Below are 25298 nucleotides of genomic sequence, written 5' to 3' on the forward strand. Positions count from 1 at the left end.
GTCTGGGAGGGGCCGGTCGCCAAGTGGTTCGCCGGCGAGATCGAAGGCCGCAAGGGCGAGGTGCACCGGCTCGCCCAGGACATCGTGGACGCGGTGGACGCGGTGATCAGACAGACACCGCAGCAGGTGACGCTCAGCCAGGCGCGGGCCTACCGCAAGGCGCAGTGAACGGTTCGTCGCGAGCGGATCGCAAGAGGGGGACGACAATGAGCACTCCGCCGACAATGCCGGGGCCGGGGACTTTCAGCGGAATCGACCCCGGACGGCTCAAGGGAATGATCGAGTCTCTGGTGAACGGCGCTCATGTGCTCAAGAGCGTCAACGGCTGGAGCCAGCGATTCGGCCAGTTCGGCGTGGACACCAGCGGCCTCAACCAGCTGGTGGCCGTTGGAACCTGGGTGGAGCAGCAGCTGCCGGCCCTCAAGCGCCGCTTCGACCTGGCGCAGGCCATGGAGCGCAACCACCCCGACTCCGGCCGCAAGATGGTGCAGGTGCCGGACAATTTCCTCTCGCTCCAGGAGGCCCAGCGGCGGGGCAAGCTGCTGGCCGACCGGATGAACAAGGTCAACAGAGTCGACGGCTCGGGCGCCGAGGAGATCCACCGCATCGCCACAGAGCTGGGCCAATATCAGGACGACCCCGAGGTGCTGGCCGCGTTCTACGCGAACCTGGGCCCCAACCGGCTCACCACGCTTCCGACATTCCTCTACGAGTCCGGGAGCAAGACCGGCAAGCAGGACCTGCAGACCTTCAGCCGCACCCTCGGTACGGCCAGCAGCGCCAACTACCTCGCCACGCCCGGCTTCGACAAGGTCACGCAGATGATGCTGCGCCCCTCGGAGTATCCGTTCGACGCCTGGGGCCGGCTCGCGCTGATGCAGTACGGGCACTTTCCCACCGAGTACATCCGAACGGCGGCCAAGAACCTGGCCCTGGACAAGTTCGCCAAGGACCCGGACGGCACGGACTGGCGGGGCAACTCGCTGCCGGCGGCGGCCGCGCTCGGCCTCTCCGAGGACAACGTGGCCCTCGCGCTCAACCTGCTCGGCAAGGACGGCGTGGCAGCCCGCGACGTGCTGAACGGCATGCACCAGGGCGACTACCGCAAGACCTACGACCTCTTCCTCGGCTACGCCAAGTCACGCGGCTCGGGCGACGATGTCGCCGCAGGACTCGGCAAGGCCATCGAGGCCGGGTCGGGCGTGGGCACCGAGAAGCCCGGCCAGCACAGCCTGGCCGCCTCGCAGTTCGCCTTCAACGCCATGACGTACATGGCGGGCCAGGGCAAGGACGGCACCCCGTGGCCGATGAAGACGTCGATGGCGAACCTGGGCGCGTCCTACATCCACGAGCTGACCACCGGGTCCCGCGGCACGGACGCCGAGGGCCACCCGTCGAGCATGGCGCGGCCCGCGAACTGGACCGACCTTCCCGGCATCACCCCGGCGTTCTACCTCAGCCAGGACGACACCAAAAAGTTCCTGACGACCTTCTCCGACAGCCAGCCGGCGACGGATGTGTTCGACACGGCCGCCGGACAGTTCAGCGATCAGGCCCTCAGGGGCGCGGCGAAGGTCGACGCCAAGGCCGTGCGCGCCGGGAAGGAGGACCCGGGGATGCTCTCCCGGGTCTCCGGGGCCTTCGGCGGCCTGGCCAAGATGCAGTACGAGGCGGAACTGGCGGCCGGGAAGGACATGGACGCGCAGGCCGCCTCCATCCGGGGCGTCTTCAAGGACATCGTGACCCTGGGCCTGGGCGAGCTGACCATTGCCAAGACCGCCCTCAACTACGGCTGGAAGGGTGTGAAGTTCGCCTTCGGCAAGCACGCGGGCAGCTGGGCGGCAGGCGACAACCCGGAGCAGCAGCGGGTGACCACGGAGTACCAGAACTACGACCGGATCCAGAAGTACCGCATGACCCAGCTCCTCTACGAGTCGGGCTACCCGGTGCATCCGCCGCCGCCCAAGGAGCTCCTCAACGCGGACGGCAGCCTCAAGTCGCTCGAGCAGCTCCAGCAGGACGCACGCAACGAGGCGCAGGGCAAGGACCCCAACGAGGTCTTCCGGCACAAGCTCAAGAGCCTGAGTGACTGGTCGGACTCCACAGCTGCCGCTGACAACGACAAGTTCGACAACAAGGCCGAGGACGCCGCGGAGCGCGCCGGGGGCGTCGCCCCGACGGAGTGACCCGCGAGCCGGCCCCGCCGAGTGCGCCGCGAGGGCGCTCAGCCGGCGGGGTCGGCCGACTCCTTCCGGCCACCGGCGTGCTCAGCCCGCAGGCTCGGCCGACTCCCCCCTGTCGCACACCTTCTCCGCCGAGGCCAGCCCCACGCTGCCGTCGGACGTCTGCACCAGTGAGGTGACCACGTAGCAGGAGCCGGGCTTCACGGGAGGGGAGGAGAAGACGACGCTCGGCTCGTCGGTGTTGGTGTTCTTCACCTTGACCGTCTCGCCGTCGGGGGACTGGGCGGTGATGGCGTAGCCGTAGACGGGCTGCGGCTTCTTCGGTTTGTCCCAGACCACCTGCACCTGCTGCCCGACCCTGGTGACCTTCACATCCTGGGCCTGGAAGTCCGGGACCTGGCCCTTGGGCAGCGGGTGCGCCGACTTGGCGGACTTCTTCGGGCGCTTGTCGGCGGGGTCGGGCTCCGCTTGGTTCGCGGACCGCACCAGGAACAGCGCCACCCCGGCCCCGCCCGCCAGCAACACCGCGCCACAGGCGGCCAGCACCCGGTTGCGGGTGCGGCGTCGGCGCGCGACGGCCTCCGGTGAGTCCGGGTCGTCGTCCGTCTCCGGCGGCGGCTGGGTGAGGGCGTCATCGGCCGGGTTCCAGCCAGGGAGCGGAGTCCCGGGCTCGGCCTCCGGCTGCAGATCCGGCACCCGAGCGGCGCACGAGACGGGCAGCAGCATCCGCAGCACGCGGTGCACCTCGGTCAGCGGAGGCCGTCCCTCGGCATGCGGAGCCGTCATCCGGTGCAGCAGCGCGTACAGCGGCTCCGGGACATCGCCGCGCGGCGGCCGGGGCAGCCCGCCCGCCAGCACCGCCTCGTACGGCGCCGAGCCGCCCTGGCGCACTGCCTCGGCCTGCGCGGGCTCCCCGGCCAGCAGCGCGTACAGCGTCGCGCCCAGCGCGTACACGTCGGCGGCGGGCCCTGGGGCCTCCCAGCCGAACATCTCCCGTGCCGCGTACGCCGGGTCGAAGACGGCGCCCAGGGTCGGTACGGCCCGCTGGAGCACGCGGCCCAGCGCGTGACCCGTCAGCAGGGCGCCGCCGTGTGCGTCGAAGAGGATGTTCGCCGGGCGCACGTCCAGGTGGAGCACGCCCCTGCGGTGCGAGGAGTGCAGCGCGAGGGCCAGCCGTACCCCGATCACCAGCACGTCCTCGACCGGGAAGGGGCCGGAGGCGGTCAGCCGGTCCTGGGCCGAGCCGCCAGGGCAGAACTCCTCCACCACAAACAGCTGTTCGGCGCCGGTGGAGCCCGCGTCGACGACCGTGGCCGCACACGGGTGCCTGGCAGCGGCGCCCGCGGCCAGCAGCTCGGAGTGCGCCGCCAGGCGGCGTGCCGGATCCGCCACCTTCGGCACCAGCACCTTCACCGCCACCTCCCGGCCGCTGGACACCTCCCGGCACAGCACGGCAGTGCTGCGCGTGCCCGCGGTGAGGACACGCTGCGGCTGGTAGCCGTCCGGCAGCGCCGGCACGTCGACGGGCGCGGTGGCAGCCGCGGCGGCGGGGCCGGCCGGACCGGCGGGACCGGCCGGACCGGCTCCCTTGGCGGTTCCCCAGCTCGGGGTGGCGTTCACTGGAGTGCTCCTGATCGGCTGTGACGTAGCAACGTGCGGGGCCGCAGCGCCCGTTTGATCCGCTCCCGGCGCGGTACCGTCCGCGCGACGACCTCCTCGATCGCGTCGCAGTGCCGCCAGGCGGCGTCCGCCGTAGCCTCGTCGGGCGTACGGCCCCCGTAGCCGACCTCGTTCACCAGCCGGGCCAGCGCGGGCAGTTGGTCGCTGCCGCTGCCGCCGATCCGCTCCACGCCGAAGGCGGCCACCTCGGTCGCGGTGTGCGCCGAGGTGGGGGGCAGCCCGATCTCGGTGAGCCGGTCGACGATCTGCTGCCAGGCGCCCAGCACCCGCTGCCCGGGATCGCGGGCGCCGCGCCGCCGGCCGCGCAGGCGGTACGGTGCCCAGGCCGCGTAGCCGCAGTACGCCAGGAGCAACAGCAGCACCGCAAGCGGTGCGTACACCCACGCGGGCAGTCCCGTGCCGTCGGCCGGTGCGGCCTGGCCGTCGCGGCTCTTGTCGTCGTCCTGCTGCTGGGGCGGTACGGACGGCCGGGGCTTTTCGGTGATGTCCTTGTCGGCCTTCTCGCGCTCCTTGGGCTGCCCGGCCGGCGGGACGGAGGAGCCGTCCTTCGAAGCCTGCCCCGGCGTCGGATAGAACGGCACCCAGCCCACGCCCTTGAACCGCACCTCCGGCCAGGCCAGCGCATCCCGCCCGGTCAGCTGAGCGGTGCCGTCCTTGCCGGCCCCCTGCCGGGCGCCGTCCGCGCGGAAGCCGACCGCGACCCGCGTGGGCAGCCCCAGCGTCCGCGCCATCACCGCGAACGAGGCGGCGAACTGCTCCGAGGTGCCGTGCTTGCCGGTCGTGAGGAAGAACTCCAGGTTGCGGTAGGCGTGCCCGGGGATCGACTTGGGGTCGAAGCGGTAGTGCTCGCGCAGCCAGGCGGCGAGCTTGTGCGCCTGCTCGTACGGGTAGCTGCTGCCGGCCGTCGCGGTGGCCGCCAGCTTCGAGAACGTCTCGACGGCCTTGACGGGCTCGCCCGCCGCATCGGTACGCGGCAGCGAGGTATACGCGGGCCCGTCCGGCACCGCCGCGTACTGGAGCCGCTTCGCGTCGAACATCGGCGCCTGCGAGACGGCGGTGTAGGACAGCCCGCGATTGACCCGGCTGCCGGTGGTGCCGCCCTTGCCGAGCGCGAGCACACCGCTGGCCGGATCGACGGCCAGCTGCCGCTCCTCGCGGTCTGCCGCGCTGTCCGTGCTCGTGCCCTTGTTGCCGCCCTTGGAGCTCCTGCCGGTGATCTTCACCGACGAGGGCCGGTCCGCGGCCGGAAGCCAGATGCCGGGCAGGTTCTGGATGGTCACCCGCTGCTCCACGCGCTCGCGGCGGCCCGGGTCCGCGCCCAGCTGCGGGGGCACCCGGCCGCCGGAGCGGGCCAGTTCGGCACTGGACGTCCACTTCACGCCGTCGTAACGGTCCAGAACCGCGAGCCGCCAGTTGTGCGGCTTCCCGGCGGTACGCGCCGTGAACAGCCGCGTCTGCGGGTGCTGTAGCCAGGCGGCCACTTGGTCGAGGGGGCTGGTGGACTGCGGGTGGACGGTGGGCGGCCGCACGTCCTGGCGCAGATCGAGCGGCTCGCGCGAGGACAGCCCCGGCAGCCGCGGCCCGAGCAGCGCGGCGGCCAGCGCCAGCACCGCGACGACGGGCAGCCCGGTGCTCAGCGCCCGTACGGTGCCGCGCCGGGCTGCCCGCGACCGCAGCAGCACCAGCAGCGCCGTACCGGCCACCAGACCAGCCGCGGGCAGCGTGTTGGAGCCGGGCCCGGAGACGCCCAGCACCAGCGGAAAGCCGAAGGCCGTCACGGCGGGCAGCGCGGGCAGCAGCGGAGAGCGCGTCCGCAGCGCCAGCTCGGCGGCGGCGAGCGAGGCCGACCACACCACCGCGTGCGGCAGCACGAGGAAGTCGGGCCCGGCCGGCGCGGGCAGGATCGTGGTGAGGACCGCGTGCGGCGAGTCCAGCAGCGCCGACCAGATCTCGCTGACGGCACCGCCCGAGGCGAGCCCGCCCGCCGCGTCGTGGAACAGCGTCAGCCGGACCGTCACCAGCCACACCACGGCACTCAGCACCAGCGAAGGCCACAGCGGCGCCGCACGCCCCTTGCGGCCCTGCGCCAGGAACAGCCCGGCCGACAGCGCCATCGGCGCCAGCACCGCCACCGCAAGCACGGGCAGCAGCGGGCCCAGCGGGAACACCCGGTGGAAGCCGAGCCCCGCACCGGCCGACAGCCCGGCCACCGGCAGCAGCGACCACAGACGGCGGCGCAGCGGCAACTGGTGCCGCGCCGGTGGCGCGGCCCGCACCCGGCCGTCGTGTCCGCCGCCCTCGTGCCCAGCGCCCTCGGGCCCGTCGTATGTGCCCGGCACCACCGGCGCGGGGCCCGGCGCCTCAGGCGCCGTAGGGCGCGGCGGTGCCCAGGACGGGCCGTCGTGTCCCGCGGGCGCGGAACCCATGCCGGGCAGCGCGGTGGCACGCGGGCCGGTGGCCGGGCTCATCGCACCGCCTCCCGACGCCAGGCGGCCAGCAGCGAGTCCAGCCCCGTCACCCGCAGCTGCGGAACGTCGCTGCCCAGGCCGGGCGGCTCATGCCCGTCGTCCTCCGCCTGCGCACCGGCCCGCAGCACCACCGTGCGGTCGAACCTGCGGCGCACCCGCTCCAGCGCGCCCAGACCGGTGACATCACCCGTACCGGTGATGACGGTGAGCGAGCCGCGGCGACGCGCCCGCTCCAGGTCATCGAACGCGCCCGCAGCCGAGGCGCGTTCGGAGCGGTGCACCAGCGCGAGCCGGTCCAGCAGCGCCTCAGCGTCGTTGCCGCCCGCGCCGTCCGTGCGCAGCACCGGGCCCGTCTCGCTCAGTACGTCGACGGGAAAGTTGGAGCGGGCAGCGGCGAACGCGACCGAAGCGGCGGCGTCCACGGCCAGTTCGAAGTCGTCCTCGGTGCGGTAGGCGGCGGCCCTGGTGTCCAGCACCACCGTGGTGTGCGGCAGTGAGACGTCCACCAGCTGCTTGACCATCAGCGTGCCCGTGCGCGCCGTCGACCGCCAGTGCACCCGGCGCAGATCGTCGCCGAGCACGTACTCGCGCAGCGCGTGGAAGGTCAGCGACCCCTCGTCCGCGGTGTCCGACGTCGGCCCCTCCACGTGGTGCGCCGTACCCGAAGGGAGGACGGGCAGCAGACACACCCGGGGCCGCACCAGCAAGGTGTCCGTGCCGCCCTCGCCGGGCCCGAACACTCGTACTCTGCGGGCCAGTCCGAGCGGGTCCGTACGCTCCAGCCGCAGCGGGCCCAGTGCGATCCGGCCGCGCCGCTCGGTGGGCAGCGCATAGCGCACGGTGTGCTCGGCTCCCGCCGCCAGCGGCGGCACCCGGAGGGTGAGCGGCAGTTCGCCGCAGCTGTCGGTGACCTCGAGCCCGCGCCGGGTGCGACGGCCGGTGTTGCCGAGGGTGACGGAGCCCTCGGCGCGGTCCCCGCGGGCCACCTTGCGCGGGGTGACCCGGCGGCGTGCCGCCAGCTGCGGTGCGCGCCCCGTCCACACCAGGGCCATGCACACGCCGAGCAGACAGCCGGCCCCGAGGATCGCCGGCTCCGCGTAGCCCAACCCGTACCCGGCCCCCGTGAGTGCCGCGCCGCCGACCAGTGCCCCCCAACCCGTCGGCGACAGCATCAGCCCTGTGCCCCCGCCTGTGGCACCGGAACGGTGGCCAGCGCCTCGGCGATGACATCGGCGCCGCTGCGGCCGCTCAGCTCCGCTTCCGGGGTGAGGATGAGCCGGTGCGCCAGCACCGGGCTTGCCAGCGCCTTGACATCCTCCGGCAGCGCGTACGTACGCCCCTGCGACGCGGCCCGCACCCGCACCGCGCGCAGCAGGGCGACGGAACCGCGCGGGCTGGCGCCCAGCCGCACCTCGGGCAGCTCCCGGGTGGCCGCGACCACCCGCACCAGGTAGTCGTACAGCTGCGGCGCCACCTGGATCTGCCGGGCGACCTGGATGAACTCCGCGACATGCTTGCCCGTCGCGATCGTCGGCAACTGCTCGATGGCCGGCTGCGACGCCGCGCCCGACAGCACGGCGACCTCGGAGGCGTGGTCCGGATAGCCCAGCGTGACCTGCATCAGGAACCGGTCCAGCTGTGCCTCGGGCAGCGGATAAGTGCCGCCCATGTCCACCGAGTTCTGCGTGGCGATCACCATGAAGGGCCGCGGCACCGGGTGGGTGCTGCCGTCCGCTGTGACCTGCCGCTCCTCCATCACCTCGAGCATCGCGGACTGCGTCTTGGGCGAGGCGCGGTTGATCTCGTCGCCGAGCACGATGTTGGCGAACACCGGGCCCGGCAGGAACTCGAAGGTGCCGGTGTTCTGCCGGTAGATGGTCACCCCGGTGATGTCCGAGGGCAGCAGGTCCGGGGTGAACTGCACCCGGTGCCAGCTCGCTTCGAGCGAGGCGGCCAGACAGCGGGCCAGCGTCGTCTTGCCAGTGCCCGGCACGTCCTCGATGAGCAGATGGCCCTCGGAGAACAGGCACACCAGTGCCAGCTCGACGGTGTCCCGCTTGCCCTTGACGACCCGCTCGATGTTGTCACCGAGCGCGTGGAAGCACTGGGCGAGCAGCGCGACGGACTCCGGGGAGGCCGCGGCGGCGGCTGCGGCCGGCTGCTGATTTTCTAGTCGCACTGCCAGACCTCCGGGGAGTACTTGCCTTCCTTGTGGTTTCTGGTGCCGACCCACAGGTCGCTGATGTAGGCCGTCCCGCCCTCCCACTCGATGCGGTCCCAGATGTCGCTCTTCCACTTGTAGGTGTCGTGCGTCTCCATGGTGCCCTTGGTCTGGCAGATCACCTTCAGCTCGGGCGTCTGACCGGCGGGAATGGCGCCCCGGCGGGTGCCGGCCGTCGTGCTGGGCTGACTGCGCACGCCTACGTCGTCCCCGTCGTCGACGTTGTCCGCGACGCGGATGGTCTTCGTGTTCGACAGGTTCACCTGCTCGACGACGCTGCCGCCCGAACCGGCCGCGTTCTTGGCGGCGATGGTGATGGTGTAGGTCTGGAAGTTGCGCAGATTCCTCAGCTCGGCGTGGGCCGCTTTTGTCGTCACCGGATTGCCCGCGCCGCTGACCGTGTACGTGGTGCCGTTCCCCGCGTTGGCGGGCGCCTGCCACGTCAGGTTGATGCCCTTGCCGCCCTGCGGGAACGAGGGCTTGACGTTCTGCGGCTGGCCCGGGGCCACGCACGGCCGGGCGGGACCCGAGCGGCCCGACTCGGTCTTCTGGCCGTCCGAGAACTCCGCTTCCACGGTGAAGCTGTACTGCTGGTCGCAGGAGCCGCCGCGCACCTCGAAGGTGAACGGCCCGCCGGGGCCGACCCGGCCGGGCTTCACCTCGGCACCCGCCGGTGCGCCCTTGAGCTTGTACCCGGTCGGTTTCACCCCTGAAGAGGGGGCGAAGGAGACGCGGATGACTCCGGAGCCGGACTCCGCCTGCGGGACGCCGGGCGGCTGCGGCTCGGGCGGCTCGTTCTCGTCCGGCTTCGAGGGCTTGGGCTTCTTCGGCGCGGGCAGCGGCTTGTCGCTGCGGCCGGGCTTGTCCGCCGGAGCGTCGGGGCCGGAAGGCGTGTCGTCCCGGCCAGGGCCCTTGGGCCCCTCGGGCAGCGGGTTGGGCGCGTCGGGGCCCGGCGCCGGGTCGCGGCTGCCGTCGTCGCCGGGGCGGTCGTTCTCCTTGGGCTTACGGCCGGAGGGCACATCAGTGTCGTACTTGTGCACCCGGTTGACGTGCCCGGACGAGTTGATCACCACTGCGGTGGCGTTGTCCGCGTCGTTGACCCACAGCAGCCCGTCGCGGACGAACAGGCTCAGCTTGCCGGGCTTGCCGGTCACCTTGACCGGCTTGGTGATCGCGGCCGCCTCGGTGTCGTACACCTTCAGCGTGCCGTTGCTCTCATCGGGCACATACACCTTCGAGCCCAGCACCTGCGGGGTGCCGTACTCGTGCGCCGAGGAGCCCACGAACGCGGTCGTCAGCGAGCCCGTGCGGGTGTTGACCAGCGCCATCCGGCCCGACTTCTTCGCCAGCACCGGCACCACGTCCCCGGCGGTCGCCGCGGGGACCAGCACCGAACCGGCCGGCGCCTTTGAGATGTTGTCCGGCAGCTTGAACCGCATCCCGCGGCCCGTGCGCTTGAGCAGCGTCACCGTCCCGCCCTTGGTGTCGGTCACCACCGGGCGGCCGTCAGCGAGGGTCATCACCAGCGTGGCGGGCTTGCTGCTCCTGCTCGCGACCTTGATACCGGGAGCCTTCTTGCCGTGCGGGAAAGGCACCACCGTGCCCTTGCCGGGCACCGGCACCCACAGCGTGCCCTTCGGGTCGGCCACCGCCTTGCCCAGCGGACCTGCACCGAGGTCGACCGGGTTGCCGATCGGCGTCGTACGCACCGGATCGATGCGCTGCACGCGGGCCTTGACCGGGTCGACCAGATACGCGTATTTGCCGCCGGAGACCAGTTGCAGCCCCGTGCCGTAGCGCGAGGACTGCTCGACGGTCAGCTGTGAGGGATCGATGCGGACGAGCTTGCCCGTCTTCTCGTCCAGCACCAGCACGGTCTTGCCGTCCTGCGAGATGGAGACCGGGTGGTCGCCCATGCCGGGCAGCTTCACCTTGCCGTCCACGTCCCCGGTGAGGCCGTTGGCGTGCGCGGCCTCACCCGTGCGGGAACTGGTCAGCCAGGCGCCGATATCGGCCAGATCGGGCACGGCGCCCGCCTTGCCGGAGCCCACCACGATGGACGTACCGACCAGCGCACTCACCGAGCACAGTGCGATGTAGCCGGTCGCCCGGCGCCGGTTGGGCCGCACGGCCCGCCACGCGGACCTGGCGAGAGCGGCGCAGCGTGCCTTCAGCGCCGGGAGACCGCCCCGGTCGCGCTCCCGGTCGGTCTCTTTCGTCTCGTCGACCAGCCGCCGCGGACGCAGTCCCGGCGTCCGGCCCTCTTCGGAGCTCCCCCGAGCATCCGGCATCGACAGTCCCTCCCCGTCACCCGCATCCACGTCTCGATCGCGGTGCGCCGCCCTTGCAGGTTATCCAACCAACCGCCTCTGCGGTCAGCGGCGTTCGCAGGCTGTGACAGGAGTATGACCTCATGGCCATGCCGCCATGGCCGAGTACGCGGTGACCCGGCCGTTTGAGAGCATGACCGCATGCCTCCCCCCGAACGAGTGAACCCGGCCGGCGGCAGCGGCAGCGGCGTCGTCATCGAGACGGAGCGGCTGCTGTTGCGTCCGCTGACCACTCAAGACCTGGACTTCTTCGTCCAGTTGCACAGCGACCCCGAGGTCACCCGCTATGTCCCCGCCTTCACCCGGGAACAGGCCGTGGAGCGCCTCGCGGAGATCGAGCGGCAGTGGGCGGAGCGCGGGCACGGGCTGTGCGCTGTGGAGTCGAAGGAGACCGGGGAGCTCATCGGCCGGTGCGGCCTGAACTACTGGGAGGTCTTCGACGAGGTGGAGGCCGGCTGGACGTTCCGCCGTGCGTGCTGGGGCCGCGGATATGCCACCGAGGCGGCGCGGGCCGTCGTGGACTGGGGCTTCGCCCGGCTGGACGTGGACCACCTCACCGCGATGATCGTGCACGGCAACGCCGCCTCGGTGCGCGTCGCCGAGCGGCTGGGCTTCGTACCGGGGCGTGAGGACACATTTCTGGGCAAGCCGGTCACCGTCCACATGCTGCACCGGAACGATCAGCGGCCGGGCCACCAGTCGACGGACCACCTGGAAGGATGACGCGAGCGCCCATGGCGGAGACGGAGGAGAACGGCGAACCGCTGCTGCGGCTGTCGGAGGTGAGCCGGAGCTATGGGGAGCGAAAGGCCCTCCACCCGCTGGACCTCGAGCTGTTCCCGGGTGCCTGTACCGCGCTGTTCGGCCACAACGGGTCGGGCAAGTCGACGCTGCTGCGTATCGCGTGCGGGCGGGACCGGCCGACCACGGGCACGGCCCTGTTCGAGGGCAGGCCGGTGGACGAGGACGACCCCGAGGTGCGGGCCCGGGTCGCGGTCGCGGGGGACACCGTCGCGTTCTATCCGGACCTCACCGTCCGCGAACACCTGGAACTGATCACCGTGGCCCACGGAGTCGCCGACGCCGACCTGTGGCTCGACCAGGTGCTGGCCGACCGCCGGCTGGCCGGCCACGCCGACCAGCTGCCCTCGGCCCTCTCCTCCGGCCAGACGCAGGCACTCCAATTGGCCGCGGCACTCGTGCGGCCTCGCGATCTGCTCGTCCTGGACGAGCCTGAGCAGCGGCTGGACCCGTCGGCCCGCACCGGCCTCGCGGAGCTGCTGCGCGGCGAGAAGGCCGACGGCGTCGCGGTGCTCCTCGCCACCCACCAGCCCGAACTGGTGCACGCCGTCGCCGACCATGTGGTCGTCCTCGAAGACGGCAAGGTCCTCGCACGTGGCGCCCCCGATGTCCTGGACGGGCTGGACGCGGCCAATGTCGACGGTCCCTCTGGGGGAGAGCGGGCCGCGACGCCCGGTGGCGGCCGGTGAGCGGAACGGCCCAGCGGGGCGGTACGGAACCGGCCGGCGGGCCGGGGGCCGCCGAGCCGGGGGTCGCGCCCGAGCCCGGAGCCGAGCCCGAGCCCGGAGCCGAGCCCGAGCCGGGAGCCGAGACCGGCGACGTTGAGCCCCGCGGCGGCGAGCCGGATGGCGGCGGGCCCGATCACGGTGACCCCGACGGCGCGGCGTGGTCGGACGCCGACGACCGCACTCCCGAGACGCTGCGCTGGCTGTACGTCAAACGCCGGGCTTACCGCAACCAGCGCAACCGCGACCTGGCCGTCTCGGCCTACGCCGTGCTGCTGCTCGGCGTCGGCTACGGCAGCACGCTGGGCTACCGCTTCGTACAGCGGCTGGAACACCTCGTGGCGCAGGGCGACACGGCTGAGGCGGTCCGTCGGGCGCTGCCGGCCGTGCTGGTGCTGCTGGCCTGCGGACTCGCCGTGCTCGCGGCGCGGGACGCGCTGTGGCGCGGGCCCGTGCTGGTGCCGCGGCACGACCTGGCCTGGCTGCTGTCCCAACCGGTCCGCCGGGTGAGGGTGTTGCGGCCCGCGTTCCGGCTGACGGCGGTGCTCGCGGCCGTCGGCGGCGTCCTGTGCGCGGTCGGCGGCGCCGTGCTGCTGCGGCTGACCGGACTGGCGCAGCTGGGGCCGGCGCTGGCGCTGTGTCTGCCGGCCGGTCTCTGCCTCCCGCTGCTGGCCACGGCGCTCGCCCTCCATGTGGAACGCGGCGAAGCGGCGGCGCGCCGCGTGCGGGTGCTCACGCCGTACGCCGTGCTGCTGTCGGTCCTGCTCGCCGGGCAGGCGGCGTGGGCGGCGGCAGGGCACCGGTCCGCGCTGCTGGAGACGGCCGAGCTGTGGTCTGGGCCGTGGGGCTGGGCCGCGCTGCCGGTGCTGCACGCGGTCGGCGGACCTGCGGCGGGCTGGCCGGTGGCACTGGTGCTGCTGTTCGCGGTCACGGCAGTGGCCGTCGCACACGCCTTCCGGACGGTTGGGACGATACCGACCTGGCAGCTGCGGGCGCGGGCGGCCACCGCGGCGACCGTCGCCTCCGTGCTGTGGTCGGCCGAACTGCGCGCCGCCAAGCTCGCGGTGGCCGAAGCCCTCGCGGACGGCGCCTCCGGCACCCGGCGTCGGCTGCCGATGCCGCGCTCGCGCCGGCTCGTCGTCGTATGGCGGGACGCGCTCGCCCTGTTGCGCGCTCCGGGACGCGTGGTGAGTGCCGCGCTGTGGACGGCCGCGGCAGCCGGCACGGCGGGGCTCGCGGTGGCGCTGGAGGGGACGGCCCGTATAGCCGTACTCGCACTGGCGCTGGCGCTCGGCTGGTTCGCGGTGGGCAGGCTGGCGGAGACCGCGCGGCTGGAGGCGGACGACATACGGCGCTCCTCCTGGTCGCCGTTCCGCATCGCCGCACTGATGGTTCAGCACGCGATTGTGCCGGCGCTGGTCGGCGTGGTGCTGGCGCTGGGCGCGGCGGTGCCGTTCGCACTGCACGGCGGCGGGTGGGCGCTGCTGCTGATGCCGCTGTGCGTACCGCCGTTCGCCGCCGCCGCGGTGCTGGCGGCGGTGCGCGGGCCGGTGCGGACGGATCTGCTGTCCCTGGGCCTGGTCACCCCCGCGGGGGACGCCAGCGTCTTCGTCTTCGGCTTCTGGTACGCCGTGCCGTTCCTGACGACGGTCGGCTCGCTGACCGCCGGACTTGGGCTGAGCGGCGCACTCGAACCGGGGGCGGACGCGGCCGCACTGGTGCGGCCGGTGACGGGTGCCCTCGGGCTCACGGCGGCGCTGTTGTTCGGCGCGGTGCGCCGTGCGAAGAAGCTGCGCTAGGGCTCGTCCGGTGCCTTTGTTCTCCCTCTCGGCTGTTCCGGGCCTGGGGTGCCCCTGGCTGTTGTTTGCGGTCTGCGGGTTGGTTGTGGTTGTGGGGGTGCCCCCTGCTCGAAGAGCTTGGGGGAGCAGTTCCCCGCGCCCCTTCGGGGCGCGGCCTCAAGCGTCCTGCGGCTCAGGCAGGATCTGGCGCAGCAGCCCTCGGGGGTGGCCGCGGCGGCGCCACTCCCTGGGGTAGCCGATGGAGACCTCTTCGAATCTGACCCCGTCGTGGTGGGTGGTGCGGGGGATGTGCAGGTGGCCGTAGACGGCGACGGCCACGTTGTAGCGCGTGTGCCAGTCGGCCGTCAGTTCCGTACCGCACCACTGCGCGAACTCCGGATACCACATCACATCCGTCGGCTCCCGCAGCAGCGGCCAGTGGCTCACCAGCACCAGCGGGGTGGCCGGATCGACGCTGTCGAGCCGCTTCTCCGTGGCTGCGACCCGCTCCCGGCACCAGTCGTCGACGGCCGGATACGGGTCGGGGTGCAGCAGATACTCGTCCGTGCACACGACTCCGGTGGCGTGCGCGCGGGCCAGGGACTCCTCCTTGGTGTGCGTCCCAGGAGCACGGAAGGTGTAGTCGTACAGCTGGAAGACCGGCGCGATCACCACCTCGCCCCCCGGCCAGGACCAGCGCGGATACGGGTCCTCCGGTGTGACGACGCCCAGCGACCGGCACAGCTCCACCAGTTGCGCGTACCGCTCGGCGCCGCGCAGCTGCACCGGGTCGCCGCGCGGCGTCCACAGCTCGTGGTTGCCCGGCGTCCAGATCACCCGGGCGAACCGCTCGGTGAGCAGCCGCAGCGCCCAGGCCACCTCTTCGAAGCGCTCCGCCACATCGCCCGCGACGATCAGCCAGTCCTCGTCACCCAGCGGGCGCAGTGACTCGGTGACGGGCTTGTTGGCCGCCATCCCCACATGCAGATCGCTGACCGCGAGCAGCCGCCCCTGGCCGGAATTCATGCGGCTCCCCTCCGTGTCCCCCTCGGCGGCGCGCACCGGCGCTGCCACCGTCCCCGTCCGCACCGACGATAACGTTCGCCGCCGGTGCGGCCCAGGCCAGCCCGCTACCGCGCCCCGCGCTGCGCTGCGGCGGAGGAGGCCCGGGAGCGGTAGACGATGTAGGGGCGGGCCAGATAGCCCAGCGGCGCGGCGAAGGCGTGCACCAGTCTGCTGAACGGCCACAGCCCGAACAGCGCCATGGCGAGCAGCGCGTGCAGCTGGTAGACGAGCGGTGCCCCGCGCATGGCTGCCACATCCGGGTCCAGCAGGAACAGGCTTCGGAACCATACGGACACGCCCAGGCGGTAGTCGTACGAACCGGCGGCGGCCCCGGAGGCGGTGGCGGTCAGCCCGGCCAGCAGCACCGCCAGCAGCACGGGATAGACGGCGCGGTCGCTGCGGCTGGTGGCGGCCCGCACAGCGCGTACCCGCAGCCGGCGCCACAGCAGCACCGCCAGCCCCGCGACCGCGGCGAGCCCTGCCGCGCCGCCCACCAGCAGCGCGTTGAGATGGTAGAAGCCCTCGCTCACCCCGAGCCGGTCGGTGAGGCCTTCGGGGATCAGCAGCCCGACCACATGGCCGCCGAGCACCAGGAACAGCCCGTAGTGGAACAGCGGCCCGCCCACCCGCAGCAGCCGGCTCTCATACAACTGGCTGGAGCGGGTGGTGAAGCCGAACCTGTCGTACCGGTACCGCCAGGCGCTGCCGCCCACGAAGAGAGCGAGGACGAGATAGGGCAGTACGCCCCACAGGGCGATGTGCAGATGGTTCACCGGCGGGCACCTTCCGGGTGGCGGGCGGAGGGGCGGACGGAGGGATGGGGGAGGGGTTCCAGGCCGACGGTCTCGCCGGGCGGCCCGCCGCGCGCGAGGGTGTGCACGGCGGCGCGTTCCTCGGGTCCGGGCGCCGGAAGGGTGTCGAGCACGGCGCGCAGCACACGTGCGTACGGGCTGGCGTACTTCTCCAGCGCTTCCGTCAGCAGCGCGAGCCCCGCCCGGTGTTCACGCAGCAGCCGGCCGCCCGCCTCGGGGCAGCGGGCCGCGAACTCCAGCAGGCCGGGCAGGAAGTCGGGCAGCTCACCGTCGCGCACCGCCCAACCGTGCTGCCGCAGCTGCGCCTTGAGCGCAGCCAGCGAGGCGCCCCGCCTGCGGGTGTCGCCGTCCGTGTAGTACGTCAGATGCAGGGTGCGCCGCCTGCTGCGGTCGAAGGTCGCCACATAGCGGGCCGCCAGCTCCAGCACCGGCACCTCGGCCGTCTCGGAGCAGAACCGCAGCAGCCCGGCGGCCTGCGGGCAACGGGCGGCGGGCAACTCCTCCAGCACGGTCCTGACGGTGTGCAGCCGGTCCGGCCAGTCGCCGTCCGGGTAGTCCAGCAGCAGTGCCGCCGCCTGGTGCACCAGCGGTGCGCTCATGCGCGCTCACCGCCCCGGCGGCGCGGGAAGAGCCCGGCGGGGCGGCCTCTGCCGTCCCAGTTGAGGAGGTTGACCCGGCCCCGCGTCGCCGAGCCGGCCAGCTCCCCGTCTTCCTCGTCTGCCTCGTTCTCCCCGCCTTCCCCGTCCTGCCGCCCCACGGCGGGCGCGAGTGCGTGAAAGGTCTCGCCGGGGCGCTCGTACATCCCCGGCCCGCCCTCGCCGTCGAGCCCGCAACCCGTGTCCGCCGCGGCGTCCGGGTCGGGCACTTGCCCGGTGTAGCTGGTGGGAATGACGTACCGCTCCTCGTACTTCGCCAGTGCCAGCAGCCGGTACATCTCCTCCATCCGCTCCGCGTCCAGACCGACGGCCGCGGCGAGCGAGCAGTCGCGTTCCTGGCCCAGGTTGATCCGCCGCATGTAGGAGCGCATCGCCGCCAGCCGGCACAGTGCGGCCTCCACCGGGCCGGTGTCGCCCGCCGTGAACAGCCCCGCCAGATACTCCAGCGGGATGCGCAGCGCGTCGATCGCCCCGAACAGATTGGCCGGGTCCTCGCCGTCGTGGCCGTCCTTGCTGAGCGCCTCAACGACGGGTGAGAGCGGCGGTACGTACCAGACCATCGGCATGGTGCGGTACTCCGGATGCAGCGGCAGCGCGATCCGGTAGTCGCTGATCAGCGCCCGGACGGGGGAGCGGCGCGCCGCGGTCACCCAGTCGTGCGGAATGCCGGACTCCTCGGCGGCGCGGGCCACTTCGGGGTCGTGCGGGTCGAGAAAGCAGTCCAGCTGCGCCTCGTACAGCTCCTGTTCGTCCTCGACGGCCGCCGCCCGGCCCACCCGGTCGGCGTCGTAGAGCATGATGCCCAGATAGCGCAGCCGCCCCACGCAGGTCTCCGAGCAGACGGTCGGCTCGCCCGCCTCGATCCGCGGGTAGCACAGGGTGCACTTCTCCGCCTTGCCGGTGCGGTGGTTGAAGTAGACCTTCTTGTACGGGCAGCCGGAGACGCACATCCGCCAGCCCCGGCAGCGGTCCTGGTCGACGAGGACGATGCCGTCCTCGATGCGCTTGTAAAGCGCCCCTGAGGGGCAGACGGCCACGCAGGACGGGTTGAGGCAGTGCTCGCAGATGCGCGGCAGATAGAACATGAACGCCTGCTCGTACTCCAGCCGTACCTTCTGGCCGACGCGCTCCAGCTGCTTCAGCACCGGGTCGGCGGCCAGCCGTGCGGGGCCGCCGCCCAGGTCGTCGTCCCAGTTGGGGCCCCAGGTGATCTCCGTCTCGGCGCCGTTGATCAGCGAGCGGGGGCGTGCGGTGGGTACATCGTCACCGAGCGGGGCCGAGGTCAGCGTCTCGTAGTCGTACGTCCAGGGCTCGTAGTAGTCGTCCAGCGTGGGCAGTTCGGGGTTGGCGAACAGCCGGGCGAGGCGGCGGGCGCGGCCTCCGCTGCGCGGTACCAGCCTGCCGTGCTTGAGCCGCCAGCCGCCCTTCCACCTGTCCTGGTCCTCGTGGCCGCGCGGATAGCCCTGGCCGGGCCGGGTCTCGACGTTGTTGAACCACGCGTACTCGGTGCCCGCCCTGTTGGTCCAGGTCTGTTTGCAGGTGACCGAACAGGTGTGGCAGCCGATGCACTTGTCGAGGTTCATCACCATGGCGACCTGGGCCATCACCCGGCCGATGGGAGCGCTCCCGGAGCGGCGTTCGCTGTGCTTGTGGGGGGTTCGGGTCATGACGGTTCAGTACTCCACGGGTTCGGTGCGGCGGCGGATGACCGTGACGGCGTCCCGCTGGTTGCCGGTCGGTCCGTAGTAGTTGGGCGCGAAGCTGAGCTGCGCGTAGCCGCCGATCAGATGGGTGGGCTTGATCAGGAGTTTGGTCAGCGCGTTGTGCACCCCGCCGCGGCGTCCGGTGGTCTGCGACTTCGGCACGTTCACCAGGCGCTCCTGCACGTGGTACATGAACACCGTGCCGCGCGGCATCCGGTGGGAGACGACGGCCCGCGCGACGACGACGCCGTTGGCGTTGACGGCCTCGATCCAGTCGTTGTCCGCGACGCCGACGGCGGCCGCGTCCTCGACCCCCAGCCAGATGACGGGCCCGCCCCTGGCCAGCGTCTGCATCAGCAGGTTCTCCTGGTACTCGGAGTGGATCGACCACTTCGAGTGCGGGGTCAGATAGCGCACGGTCACAGCCCGCGCGCCGTCCCCTCCCTCGTGCGGCTGGTGCTCGCCCAGCGCGCCGAGGTCCAGCGGCGGCCGGTAGACGGGCAGTTGCTCGCCCAGTTCGGCCATCCAGTCGTGGTCGAGATAGAAATGCTGCCGGCCGGTGAGGGTGTGCCACGGCTTGCGGTGCTCGGTGTTGACGGTGAACGGGGCGTAGCGGCGGTCGGCGGCCTCCTTGCCCGACCACTCGAAGCTGGTGCCGACCTGCACGGGCCGCGCCTGGGTGTCGGCGAAGACCACGCGCCGCTCGGCCACCGACTCGGCCAGTGCGCTCAGCCCGCTGTCGCTGCCGCACCGCCCGGCCAGCTCCCGCAGCCCTTGCGCGGCCAGCCGCCCGTTGGTCGTCCCGGACAGCGCGAGCACGGCCTCGCACAGCTTGACGTCGGTGTCCAGCAGCGGGCGCCCCCGCGCGGCACCCTTCGGTGCCGTACCGCAGCGCTCCGCCAGCCAGCGGCTCTCGGCCTCCGGGCGTACGGTCACGCCCCGTACGGTCATGCCCTGCTGTTCCGCGAGCGGTCCGAGCGCGGCGAGCTGGTCGGCGACGGCGGTGTAGTCGCGCTCCACGACGGTGCACTGGGGCCCGGTGTCGCCGGGTGGCGGCGTCTCGCCGGGGGTGTCGTGCTGGAGCGGGGTGGCGAGAAGATCGTGGGCCACATCCAGCCGGCCCGCGGCCAGTTCGCTGAACCGGGCGGCGAGCCCGTGGAAGATCTCGAAGTCGGTACGCGCCTGCCAGGGCGGGCTGATCGCGGGCGAGAAGGCGTGCACGAAGGGGTGCATGTCCGTGCTGGACAGATCGTGCTTCTCGTACCACGTGGCGGCGGGAAGGACCAGATCGGCGTAGAGCGTCGTCGAGGTCATCCGGAAGTCCAGCGCCATCAGCAGATCGAGCTTTCCGCGTGGCGCCTCCTGACGCCAGCGCACATCGCGGGGCCGCTCGCCCGGCGGCGCCTCGGTGGCGGAGGCGTTGTCGTCGGCGCCCAGCAGGTGCCGCAGGAAGAACTCGTTGCCCTTCGCGGACGAACCGATCAGATTGGCACGCCACACCGTCAGCACCCGGGGCCAGTTGGCGGGCGCGTCCGGATCCTCGCAGGCGAAGCCCAGCCGCCCGGCGGCCAGTTCGTCCGCCACCCACGCGCCGGGCTCGGCCCCGCTCTCCCGCACACGCCGCCCCAGCTCCAGCGGATTGGCGGCGAAGGTGGGATAGGAGGGCATCCAGCCCGCCCGCGCCGACTGGGCCACCAGATCCACGGTGTGCCGCCCGGCGAACAGCCCCCTGGCGGACGGCGAGCAGAGCGCGTCGGCACGGAAGCTCTCGTACCGCCACTGGTCGGTGTGGAGGAACCAGTAGGGCGTGCCCGCCATCTGCCGGGACGGACGCACCCAGTCGGCGGCCTGCTGCAGCTGCTGCCACCCGGCGTACGGCCGGACCTTCTCCTGGCCCACATAGTGCGCCCAGCCGCCGCCGTTGACCCCCTGGCAGCCGGTGAGCTGGAGCAGCGCCAGGAACGAGCGGTAGATGGTGTCGGAGTGGAACCAGTGGTTGGTGCCGGCGCCCATCACGATCATGCACCGCCCCCGGGTTTGCTCCGCCGTGCCGGCGAACTCCCGCGCCGCGCGCACCACCGCGCCCGCGGGTACGGAGGTGAGCTGCTCCTGCCAGGCAGGAGTGCACGGCTGCGCCGGATCGTCGTAGTCCACCGGCCCACTCCCCGGCAGCTCGGGCCGTTGGACGCCGTAGCGCGCGAGCAGCAGGTCGAAAACGGTGGTGACGGTGCGCCCCGCGACCCTGGTCACCGGCACCGTCCGCCGCACGGTGGCCGTCTCCTCCGCCGTGCCTTCTCCCACGCCCTGCCCCGCGCTCTCTCCCGCGCCCTCGAACCGGGGCAGCACGACCTGCACCGTGCCGCTCCCCTCGGTGCCGCAGAGGCTCAGCCGCGGGTCGGTCTCGCCCAGGTCGAGGTTCCAGCGGCCCTCGCCGCCGTCCGACCACCGGTCGCCCAGCGTCCCGTTGGGGACCACGGGCTGCCCCGTACGGTCGTCCAGCAGCACAGGACGCCAACGGTCCGCGCCCTCGGCCGGGCCTTCGCTCCGCTCCCGCGCCAGGTCGGCGGCCGTCACGAACCTGCCCGGCAGATGCCCGCCGTCGGCTCCCTCCATCAGCTCAACCAGGAACGGCAGATCGGTGAAGCGCTTGACGTAGTCGGTGAAGTACGGCACCTGGCGGCGGACGTAGAACTCCGTGAGGATCACATGCCCCATCGCCATCGCCACCGCGCCATCGGTGCCGGGGTGCGGGTGCAGCCACTCGTCCGCGAACTTGGTGGCGTCCGCGTAGTCGGGCGAGACGACCACCACCTTCTGGCCCCGGTAGCGTGCCTCGGCCATCCAGTGCGCGTCCGGTGTACGGGTCACCGGCACGTTGGAGCCCCACAGCATCAGATACGCGGCGTCCCACCAGTCGCCCGACTCGGGCACATCCGTCTGATCGCCGAAGACCTGCGGCGAGGCGATGGGCAGGTCCGCGTACCAGTCGTAGAAGGAGACCATCGGCGCGCCGATCAGCGACATGAAGCGCGCCCCGACCGCGTGCGAGGCGATCGACATGGCGGGGATGGGGGAGAAGCCCGCCACCCGGTCGGGCCCGTAGGCGGCGATGGTGTGCACATGCGCCGCCGCGGCGATCTCCAGCGCCTCGTCCCAGCCGATCCGCACCAGGCCGCCCTTGCCGCGTGCCGACTGGTAGCGCCGCCGCCGCTCCGGATCGCCGGTGATCTCGGCCCAGGCGGCGACCGGGTCGCCCAGCCGCGCCCTGGCCTCGCGGTACATCTCCACGAGCACCCCGCGGGCGTGCGGATAGCGCACCCGGGTGGGGGAGTAGGTGTACCAGGAGAACGAGGCGCCGCGCGGACAGCCACGCGGCTCGTACTCGGGCCGGTCCGGCCCCACCGAGGGGTAGTCTGTCTGCTGCGTCTCCCAGGTGATCAGGCCGTCCTTGACGTACACCTTCCACGAGCAGGAGCCGGTGCAGTTGACGCCGTGCGTGGAGCGGACCACCTTGTCGTGCGCCCAGCGCTCCCGGTACGGGCTGTCGTCGACCTGCTGGTCGGTGCGGTAAGCGGCCCGCAGATCCGGCGTCACTTCTGTGCGCCGCAGCGCCGTGCCCGCTCTGAGCAGTCTGTCCGTGGCCGCGAGTGCGGCCTTCTCGGCCTCCTGACGGGCCCTCAGCCTCCGCATGGGACACCAACCCTTCCGGGCGGCCTTGCGCACGGCCGACCGCCCTTCCGTGATCCGGATTTCCCCCGCTCCTGATCACAGACTGACCGCGCTTCCGTGGGAATGCGCCGTCATTTTGGGTTAGTTGGCGAACACTATACGGAGTTTTCCGTGGCCTTTGCAGTAGTTGCCATCTACATACACCACGGGTTCACCCAGGAAGGAATTACTCCGTTTTGCCGGAGTCCGTGGGCGGAGCGGACAGCCGCTGGAGGGTGAGGATGGCGAGATCGTCCTGCTGATAGGGGTAGGTGAAGGCCCGTACGTCGTCGCGCAGCGAGCGGGCCAGCTCCGGGGGCCGGCCGCCGGGTGCCCACCCGGCGGCCTTCACCAGCGCGGCCAGCCGCTCGGCGAGCGGATAGAAGGCGCCGTCCGCGCCCCGCGCCTCGGAGAGGCCGTCGGTGTACAGCAGCAGGGTCGAATCCGGCGGAAAGCCGAAACCGGCCGCCGAGCGCTCCTCGCCCACCAGGGACGCCAGCCCCAGCGGCACCCCCGTCTCCCCGAGCCCCAGCTGGCACGGCGGATGGGAGCCCCGTACGAGGAACGGCGGCAGATGGCCGCAGTTGACCGCCTGCGCCGTCCCCTGGTCGAGCGGATCGACCGAGACGACCAGGGCCGTGACGAACCGTTCGGGCTCACCCGAGCGGCGGGCGTACGCGTTGTGGCGGACCACGGACGTCTCCAGCGCGTCCACCAGACCGGTCAGCTTCGCCTCCCGATGGGCCGCCTCGCGGAACCCGCCCAGCACGGCGAAGGCGGCCCCGACCGCCGACAGCCCCTTGCCCTGGACGTCGCCGATCAGCACCCGGGTGCCGTACGGGGTGGCGGCGATGTCGTAGATGTCGCCGCCGAACAGCTTGTCCTCCTGCAGCGGTTCGAAGACCCCGTCCACCCGCACCTGCGACGTCAGCTCGGGCAGCGGGTGCAGGATGTGCTGCTGGATCACGGCAGCGGTCGAGCGCAGCCGCAGCAACTCGGTGTCCCGCGCGATACGCCAGCGCGCCCCGAAGACGGCGAGCGTCGCGAACAGCAGCGTGAGCACCAGCGTGATGGCGTCGTCGAGGTGGTAGCCCGGCCTGCGCAGAATCGACGCAATGGCCCCGGCCGTCGCCCAGACGGAGGCGGCCTCCGTCTGCCGTACGGTGCCCACGCTCGCCGCGATGGCCGGGAGGAAGATCAGCAGGCCGACCAGCCGCACCTCGGACCCGGCCACCAGGCTCAGCCCGACCACCAGCACGGTGAGGCCGAGGCCCCACAGCAGGAACGCCCGGGTGGTCAGCGCTTTGGGCTTCGGGTGTTCCAGGGGCGGCTGCGCCTGGTCGAAGGACTGCTGCGGCGGCTGTTGCCGCACGGCCTGTTGCGGCTGCTCCATGGACCGTTCCTCGGGTGCGGTGACGCTGCGCTGTGCTCGGGGGTGTGCGGGTCGGCCCTCCCATCCTCACCCGCGCGTGCCCCGCCGCGTGCCACGACACCGGCGATCTTGTGCACCCGACGCCCCCCGAAGGGGAGCCCAGGGCACTCAAGGGGCACTCCCTACCCGGCCTCGGACCCCCGGGGGAAGTGCGGGTTGGTGTCCGTCAGCCAGGACGTCTCCAGCGGCTCAGGGCTGTGCAGCGGAATGTCGGGGCCCGCCGCGCTTTCGGTGGGCGGCCAGTCGGGACGCTGATCCGCGGGGAGGGAACGCAGCGCCTCGCTGACGCTGGAGAAGACCGGCAGCATCTCCGTGCTCCCGGTGAGGGCCAGGACCGCGGCCAGCCGCCGCCCCACACAGGCGAGCAGCAGGCTGCCCTCCCGCCGCTGGAGCAGCCACCGCAGGGCGAGCAGGCAGTTGAGGCCCCGCGAGTCGCAGAAGACCAACGCCGTCACATCCAGCACCAGGTGCCGATAACCGGTGGCGACCACCGCACCGATGCGGTCCAGATAGAACTCCTCCGACCCGCGGTCCAGTTCGCCGCTGAAGCGGAGCACCGCGCACTCGTCCTTGACGGTGAGCGGGGTGATGGCCAGACGGTCGTTGTCCCGCGACCTCACTCCGCCTCCCGTCCCCCGGCACGGAGCCGGTGTGCTGCGCGTACCGCCCTGATGCGGAACTGCGGTCTTCGAGTATCCCAAACCGGCGCCGTGATCGGCGGCCCACGACCCGTCCGCCAACGCCTCCCCTGTACAGCGATCGTACGTCCTGCCGCCCCGGGCGGTGGCACCTTCGCCGAGCCGTGGCGGGCATCCGCCGATACCGCCGACGATCACTGGCGAGATGATCACCGGCCGTTTTCGGGATGGTCGGACCTTTCCCGGTCCGTACCATCCGCGGCGAACCATGCATGAAGACGAAAGCCCCGGGTAACTGACCCAGCAGCCGTTCGAGCGTTCACACGGGGCACCGTTCAGCGGACGGAGAGGTATTCACCCGGGGTGCGGGACCTCACCGGAAGAAGAAAGACCCCCACATTCGCGGGTCCGGTCGGATTCGGCGGCACAGACTTGCGGAGACGGGAGACAGGTATGGAACAGGCAGCGGCCCTCCGTGACGAGGAGAGTGTGGCAGCGGACACTGCGCGGACGCGCTATTTGCGCAGCAGTTTCCAGGCACGCCGGCTCACCCGGGATTTTCTGGCCACGGTCTCGCCGCCGCCCTCGTCCGAAGCCGCCGAGACCGTCCTGCTGGTCGTGTCCGAGCTGGTGACCAACGCGCTCCGGCACGGCAAGGGGGTGCGCGACTTCCGGCTGTCGGCCGGGCACGGCGCCGTCACTGTCGAAGTCGGGGATTCCAGTTCGGCGCTTCCCCGTGATCGCAGTCCGCAGGATTTCGCCGAGGGAGAAGGCGGCGGGTTCGGCTGGCCCATCGTCTGCCATCTGGCCAGGGACGTCACCATTCGGCTCGACCCGGCGAGCGGAAAGATCATCTGCGCGGATATTCCGCTGTAGCGTGCCGTGCCGGTGCTGCCGGACAACGGCATTGCGGCGAACTCCCTTATATGGTCGGCCTGTTATCGGATCTCATCGAGAACTCGAGAACTGAACGAGTGCGTATGCAGCTCGGTTATGTCCCCCGGCGGCATCAGCCTCGTTCTCGGTGCGAAATCCAGGTGACGCGCCGAGCAAGCCGCACCCGCCCTGCCCTGCCCCTGCCCTGTGCTGTCCTGCGGC

17 protein-coding genes are annotated in these 25298 nt (G+C 72.2%); 5 read left to right on the top strand and 12 right to left on the bottom strand.

Features of this window, described 5'->3' with window-relative positions; all coding sequences use genetic code 11:
* Positions 1-275 precede the first annotated feature (275 nt).
* The gene (locus ITI46_RS20125; RefSeq protein ID WP_209241071.1) at positions 276-2186 is read left to right on the top strand and encodes a hypothetical protein; all 1911 of its coding nucleotides are present in this window, start codon (positions 276-278) and stop codon (positions 2184-2186) included.
* Positions 2187-2267: 81 nt separating this feature from the next.
* On the opposite strand, the gene ITI46_RS20130 is transcribed toward ITI46_RS20125, so the two are convergent.
* From ITI46_RS20130 to ITI46_RS20150, 5 genes are read right to left on the bottom strand one after another with little or no spacing between them, the layout of a single operon-like run.
* Positions 2268-3803 (bottom strand): serine/threonine-protein kinase, encoded by a 1536-nt coding sequence (locus ITI46_RS20130; RefSeq protein WP_209241072.1) that lies wholly within the window; start codon positions 3801-3803, stop codon positions 2268-2270.
* Entirely contained in the window at positions 3800-6331 is a 2532-nt protein-coding gene (locus ITI46_RS20135; protein ID WP_209241073.1) for a transglutaminase TgpA family protein, read from the bottom strand. Before ITI46_RS20135 ends, ITI46_RS20130 begins: the two co-directional genes overlap by 4 nt.
* Complete coding sequence (locus ITI46_RS20140; RefSeq protein WP_209241074.1) at positions 6328-7503, bottom strand: DUF58 domain-containing protein; 1176 nt, start codon at positions 7501-7503, stop codon at positions 6328-6330. Before ITI46_RS20140 ends, ITI46_RS20135 begins: the two co-directional genes overlap by 4 nt.
* Entirely contained in the window at positions 7503-8510 is a 1008-nt protein-coding gene (locus tag ITI46_RS20145; RefSeq protein ID WP_209241075.1) for an AAA family ATPase, read from the bottom strand. Before ITI46_RS20145 ends, ITI46_RS20140 begins: the two co-directional genes overlap by 1 nt.
* The gene (locus tag ITI46_RS20150) at positions 8501-10843 is read right to left on the bottom strand and encodes a fibronectin type III domain-containing protein (protein ID WP_209241076.1); all 2343 of its coding nucleotides are present in this window, start codon (positions 10841-10843) and stop codon (positions 8501-8503) included. Before ITI46_RS20150 ends, ITI46_RS20145 begins: the two co-directional genes overlap by 10 nt.
* Before the next feature lie 180 nt (positions 10844-11023).
* Here ITI46_RS20150 and ITI46_RS20155 point away from each other — a divergent pair, with 180 nt between their 5' ends.
* From ITI46_RS20155 to ITI46_RS20165, 3 genes are read left to right on the top strand one after another with little or no spacing between them, the layout of a single operon-like run.
* Positions 11024-11605, top strand: a complete 582-nt coding sequence (locus ITI46_RS20155; RefSeq protein ID WP_209241077.1) for a GNAT family N-acetyltransferase — start codon at positions 11024-11026, stop codon at positions 11603-11605.
* An 11-nt stretch (positions 11606-11616) separates the two neighbouring features.
* A complete protein-coding gene (locus tag ITI46_RS20160; protein ID WP_209241078.1) occupies positions 11617-12372 on the top strand; it encodes an ABC transporter ATP-binding protein in 756 nt (251 codons plus the stop codon).
* Positions 12369-14207 carry a hypothetical protein gene (locus ITI46_RS20165; protein ID WP_209241079.1) on the top strand — a complete coding sequence of 613 codons (1839 nt, stop codon included), beginning with the start codon at positions 12369-12371 and terminating at the stop codon, positions 14205-14207. Before ITI46_RS20160 ends, ITI46_RS20165 begins: the two co-directional genes overlap by 4 nt.
* Before the next feature lie 156 nt (positions 14208-14363).
* On the opposite strand, the gene ITI46_RS20170 is transcribed toward ITI46_RS20165, so the two are convergent.
* From ITI46_RS20170 to ITI46_RS20200, 7 genes are all read right to left on the bottom strand, one after another.
* Positions 14364-15212, bottom strand: a complete 849-nt coding sequence (locus ITI46_RS20170) for a metallophosphoesterase family protein (protein ID WP_209241080.1) — start codon at positions 15210-15212, stop codon at positions 14364-14366.
* 104 nt (positions 15213-15316) lie between these two features.
* A complete protein-coding gene (narI, locus tag ITI46_RS20175) occupies positions 15317-16024 on the bottom strand; it encodes a respiratory nitrate reductase subunit gamma (RefSeq protein WP_209241081.1) in 708 nt (235 codons plus the stop codon).
* Positions 16021-16662 (bottom strand): nitrate reductase molybdenum cofactor assembly chaperone, encoded by a 642-nt coding sequence (gene narJ, locus ITI46_RS20180; RefSeq protein ID WP_209241082.1) that lies wholly within the window; start codon positions 16660-16662, stop codon positions 16021-16023. Before narJ ends, narI begins: the two co-directional genes overlap by 4 nt.
* On the bottom strand, positions 16659-18386 hold the full coding sequence (gene narH, locus ITI46_RS20185; protein ID WP_247746274.1) for a nitrate reductase subunit beta: 1728 nt from the start codon (positions 18384-18386) through the stop codon (positions 16659-16661). The genes narJ and narH overlap by 4 nt, the downstream gene beginning before the upstream one ends.
* A 6-nt stretch (positions 18387-18392) precedes the next feature.
* The gene (locus tag ITI46_RS20190; protein WP_209241083.1) at positions 18393-22112 is read right to left on the bottom strand and encodes a nitrate reductase subunit alpha; all 3720 of its coding nucleotides are present in this window, start codon (positions 22110-22112) and stop codon (positions 18393-18395) included.
* A gap of 205 nt (positions 22113-22317) precedes the next feature.
* Complete coding sequence (locus ITI46_RS20195) at positions 22318-23523, bottom strand: PP2C family protein-serine/threonine phosphatase (RefSeq protein ID WP_209241084.1); 1206 nt, start codon at positions 23521-23523, stop codon at positions 22318-22320.
* Between the two features lie 161 nt (positions 23524-23684).
* Complete coding sequence (locus ITI46_RS20200; protein WP_209241085.1) at positions 23685-24182, bottom strand: STAS domain-containing protein; 498 nt, start codon at positions 24180-24182, stop codon at positions 23685-23687.
* Between the two features lie 471 nt (positions 24183-24653).
* On the opposite strand from ITI46_RS20200, the gene ITI46_RS20205 reads away from it, so the two are divergent.
* On the top strand, positions 24654-25076 hold the full coding sequence (locus ITI46_RS20205) for an ATP-binding protein (protein WP_209241086.1): 423 nt from the start codon (positions 24654-24656) through the stop codon (positions 25074-25076).
* The last annotated feature ends 222 nt before the right edge of the window (positions 25077-25298 follow it).

Origin of the sequence: Streptomyces oryzae (genome assembly GCF_017676365.1) — a bacterium.
In the GTDB taxonomy this organism is placed as follows: Bacteria; Actinomycetota; Actinomycetes; order Streptomycetales; family Streptomycetaceae; genus Streptomyces; species Streptomyces oryzae.

Coding starts and splice junctions, on each gene's coding strand:
- ITI46_RS20135 (WP_209241073.1), bottom strand. CDS start 6,331: ATGAGCCCGGCCACCGGCCCGCGTGCCACCGCGCTGCCCGGCATGGGT.
- ITI46_RS20190 (WP_209241083.1), bottom strand. CDS start 22,112: ATGCGGAGGCTGAGGGCCCGTCAGGAGGCCGAGAAGGCCGCACTCGCG.
- ITI46_RS20195 (WP_209241084.1), bottom strand. CDS start 23,523: ATGGAGCAGCCGCAACAGGCCGTGCGGCAACAGCCGCCGCAGCAGTCC.
- ITI46_RS20205 (WP_209241086.1), top strand. CDS start 24,654: ATGGAACAGGCAGCGGCCCTCCGTGACGAGGAGAGTGTGGCAGCGGAC.
- ITI46_RS20160 (WP_209241078.1), top strand. CDS start 11,617: ATGGCGGAGACGGAGGAGAACGGCGAACCGCTGCTGCGGCTGTCGGAG.
- ITI46_RS20150 (WP_209241076.1), bottom strand. CDS start 10,843: ATGCCGGATGCTCGGGGGAGCTCCGAAGAGGGCCGGACGCCGGGACTG.
- narJ (WP_209241082.1), bottom strand. CDS start 16,662: ATGAGCGCACCGCTGGTGCACCAGGCGGCGGCACTGCTGCTGGACTAC.
- ITI46_RS20125 (WP_209241071.1), top strand. CDS start 276: ATGATCGAGTCTCTGGTGAACGGCGCTCATGTGCTCAAGAGCGTCAAC.
- ITI46_RS20140 (WP_209241074.1), bottom strand. CDS start 7,503: ATGCTGTCGCCGACGGGTTGGGGGGCACTGGTCGGCGGCGCGGCACTC.
- ITI46_RS20170 (WP_209241080.1), bottom strand. CDS start 15,212: ATGAATTCCGGCCAGGGGCGGCTGCTCGCGGTCAGCGATCTGCATGTG.
- ITI46_RS20155 (WP_209241077.1), top strand. CDS start 11,024: ATGCCTCCCCCCGAACGAGTGAACCCGGCCGGCGGCAGCGGCAGCGGC.
- narH (WP_247746274.1), bottom strand. CDS start 18,386: ATGACCCGAACCCCCCACAAGCACAGCGAACGCCGCTCCGGGAGCGCT.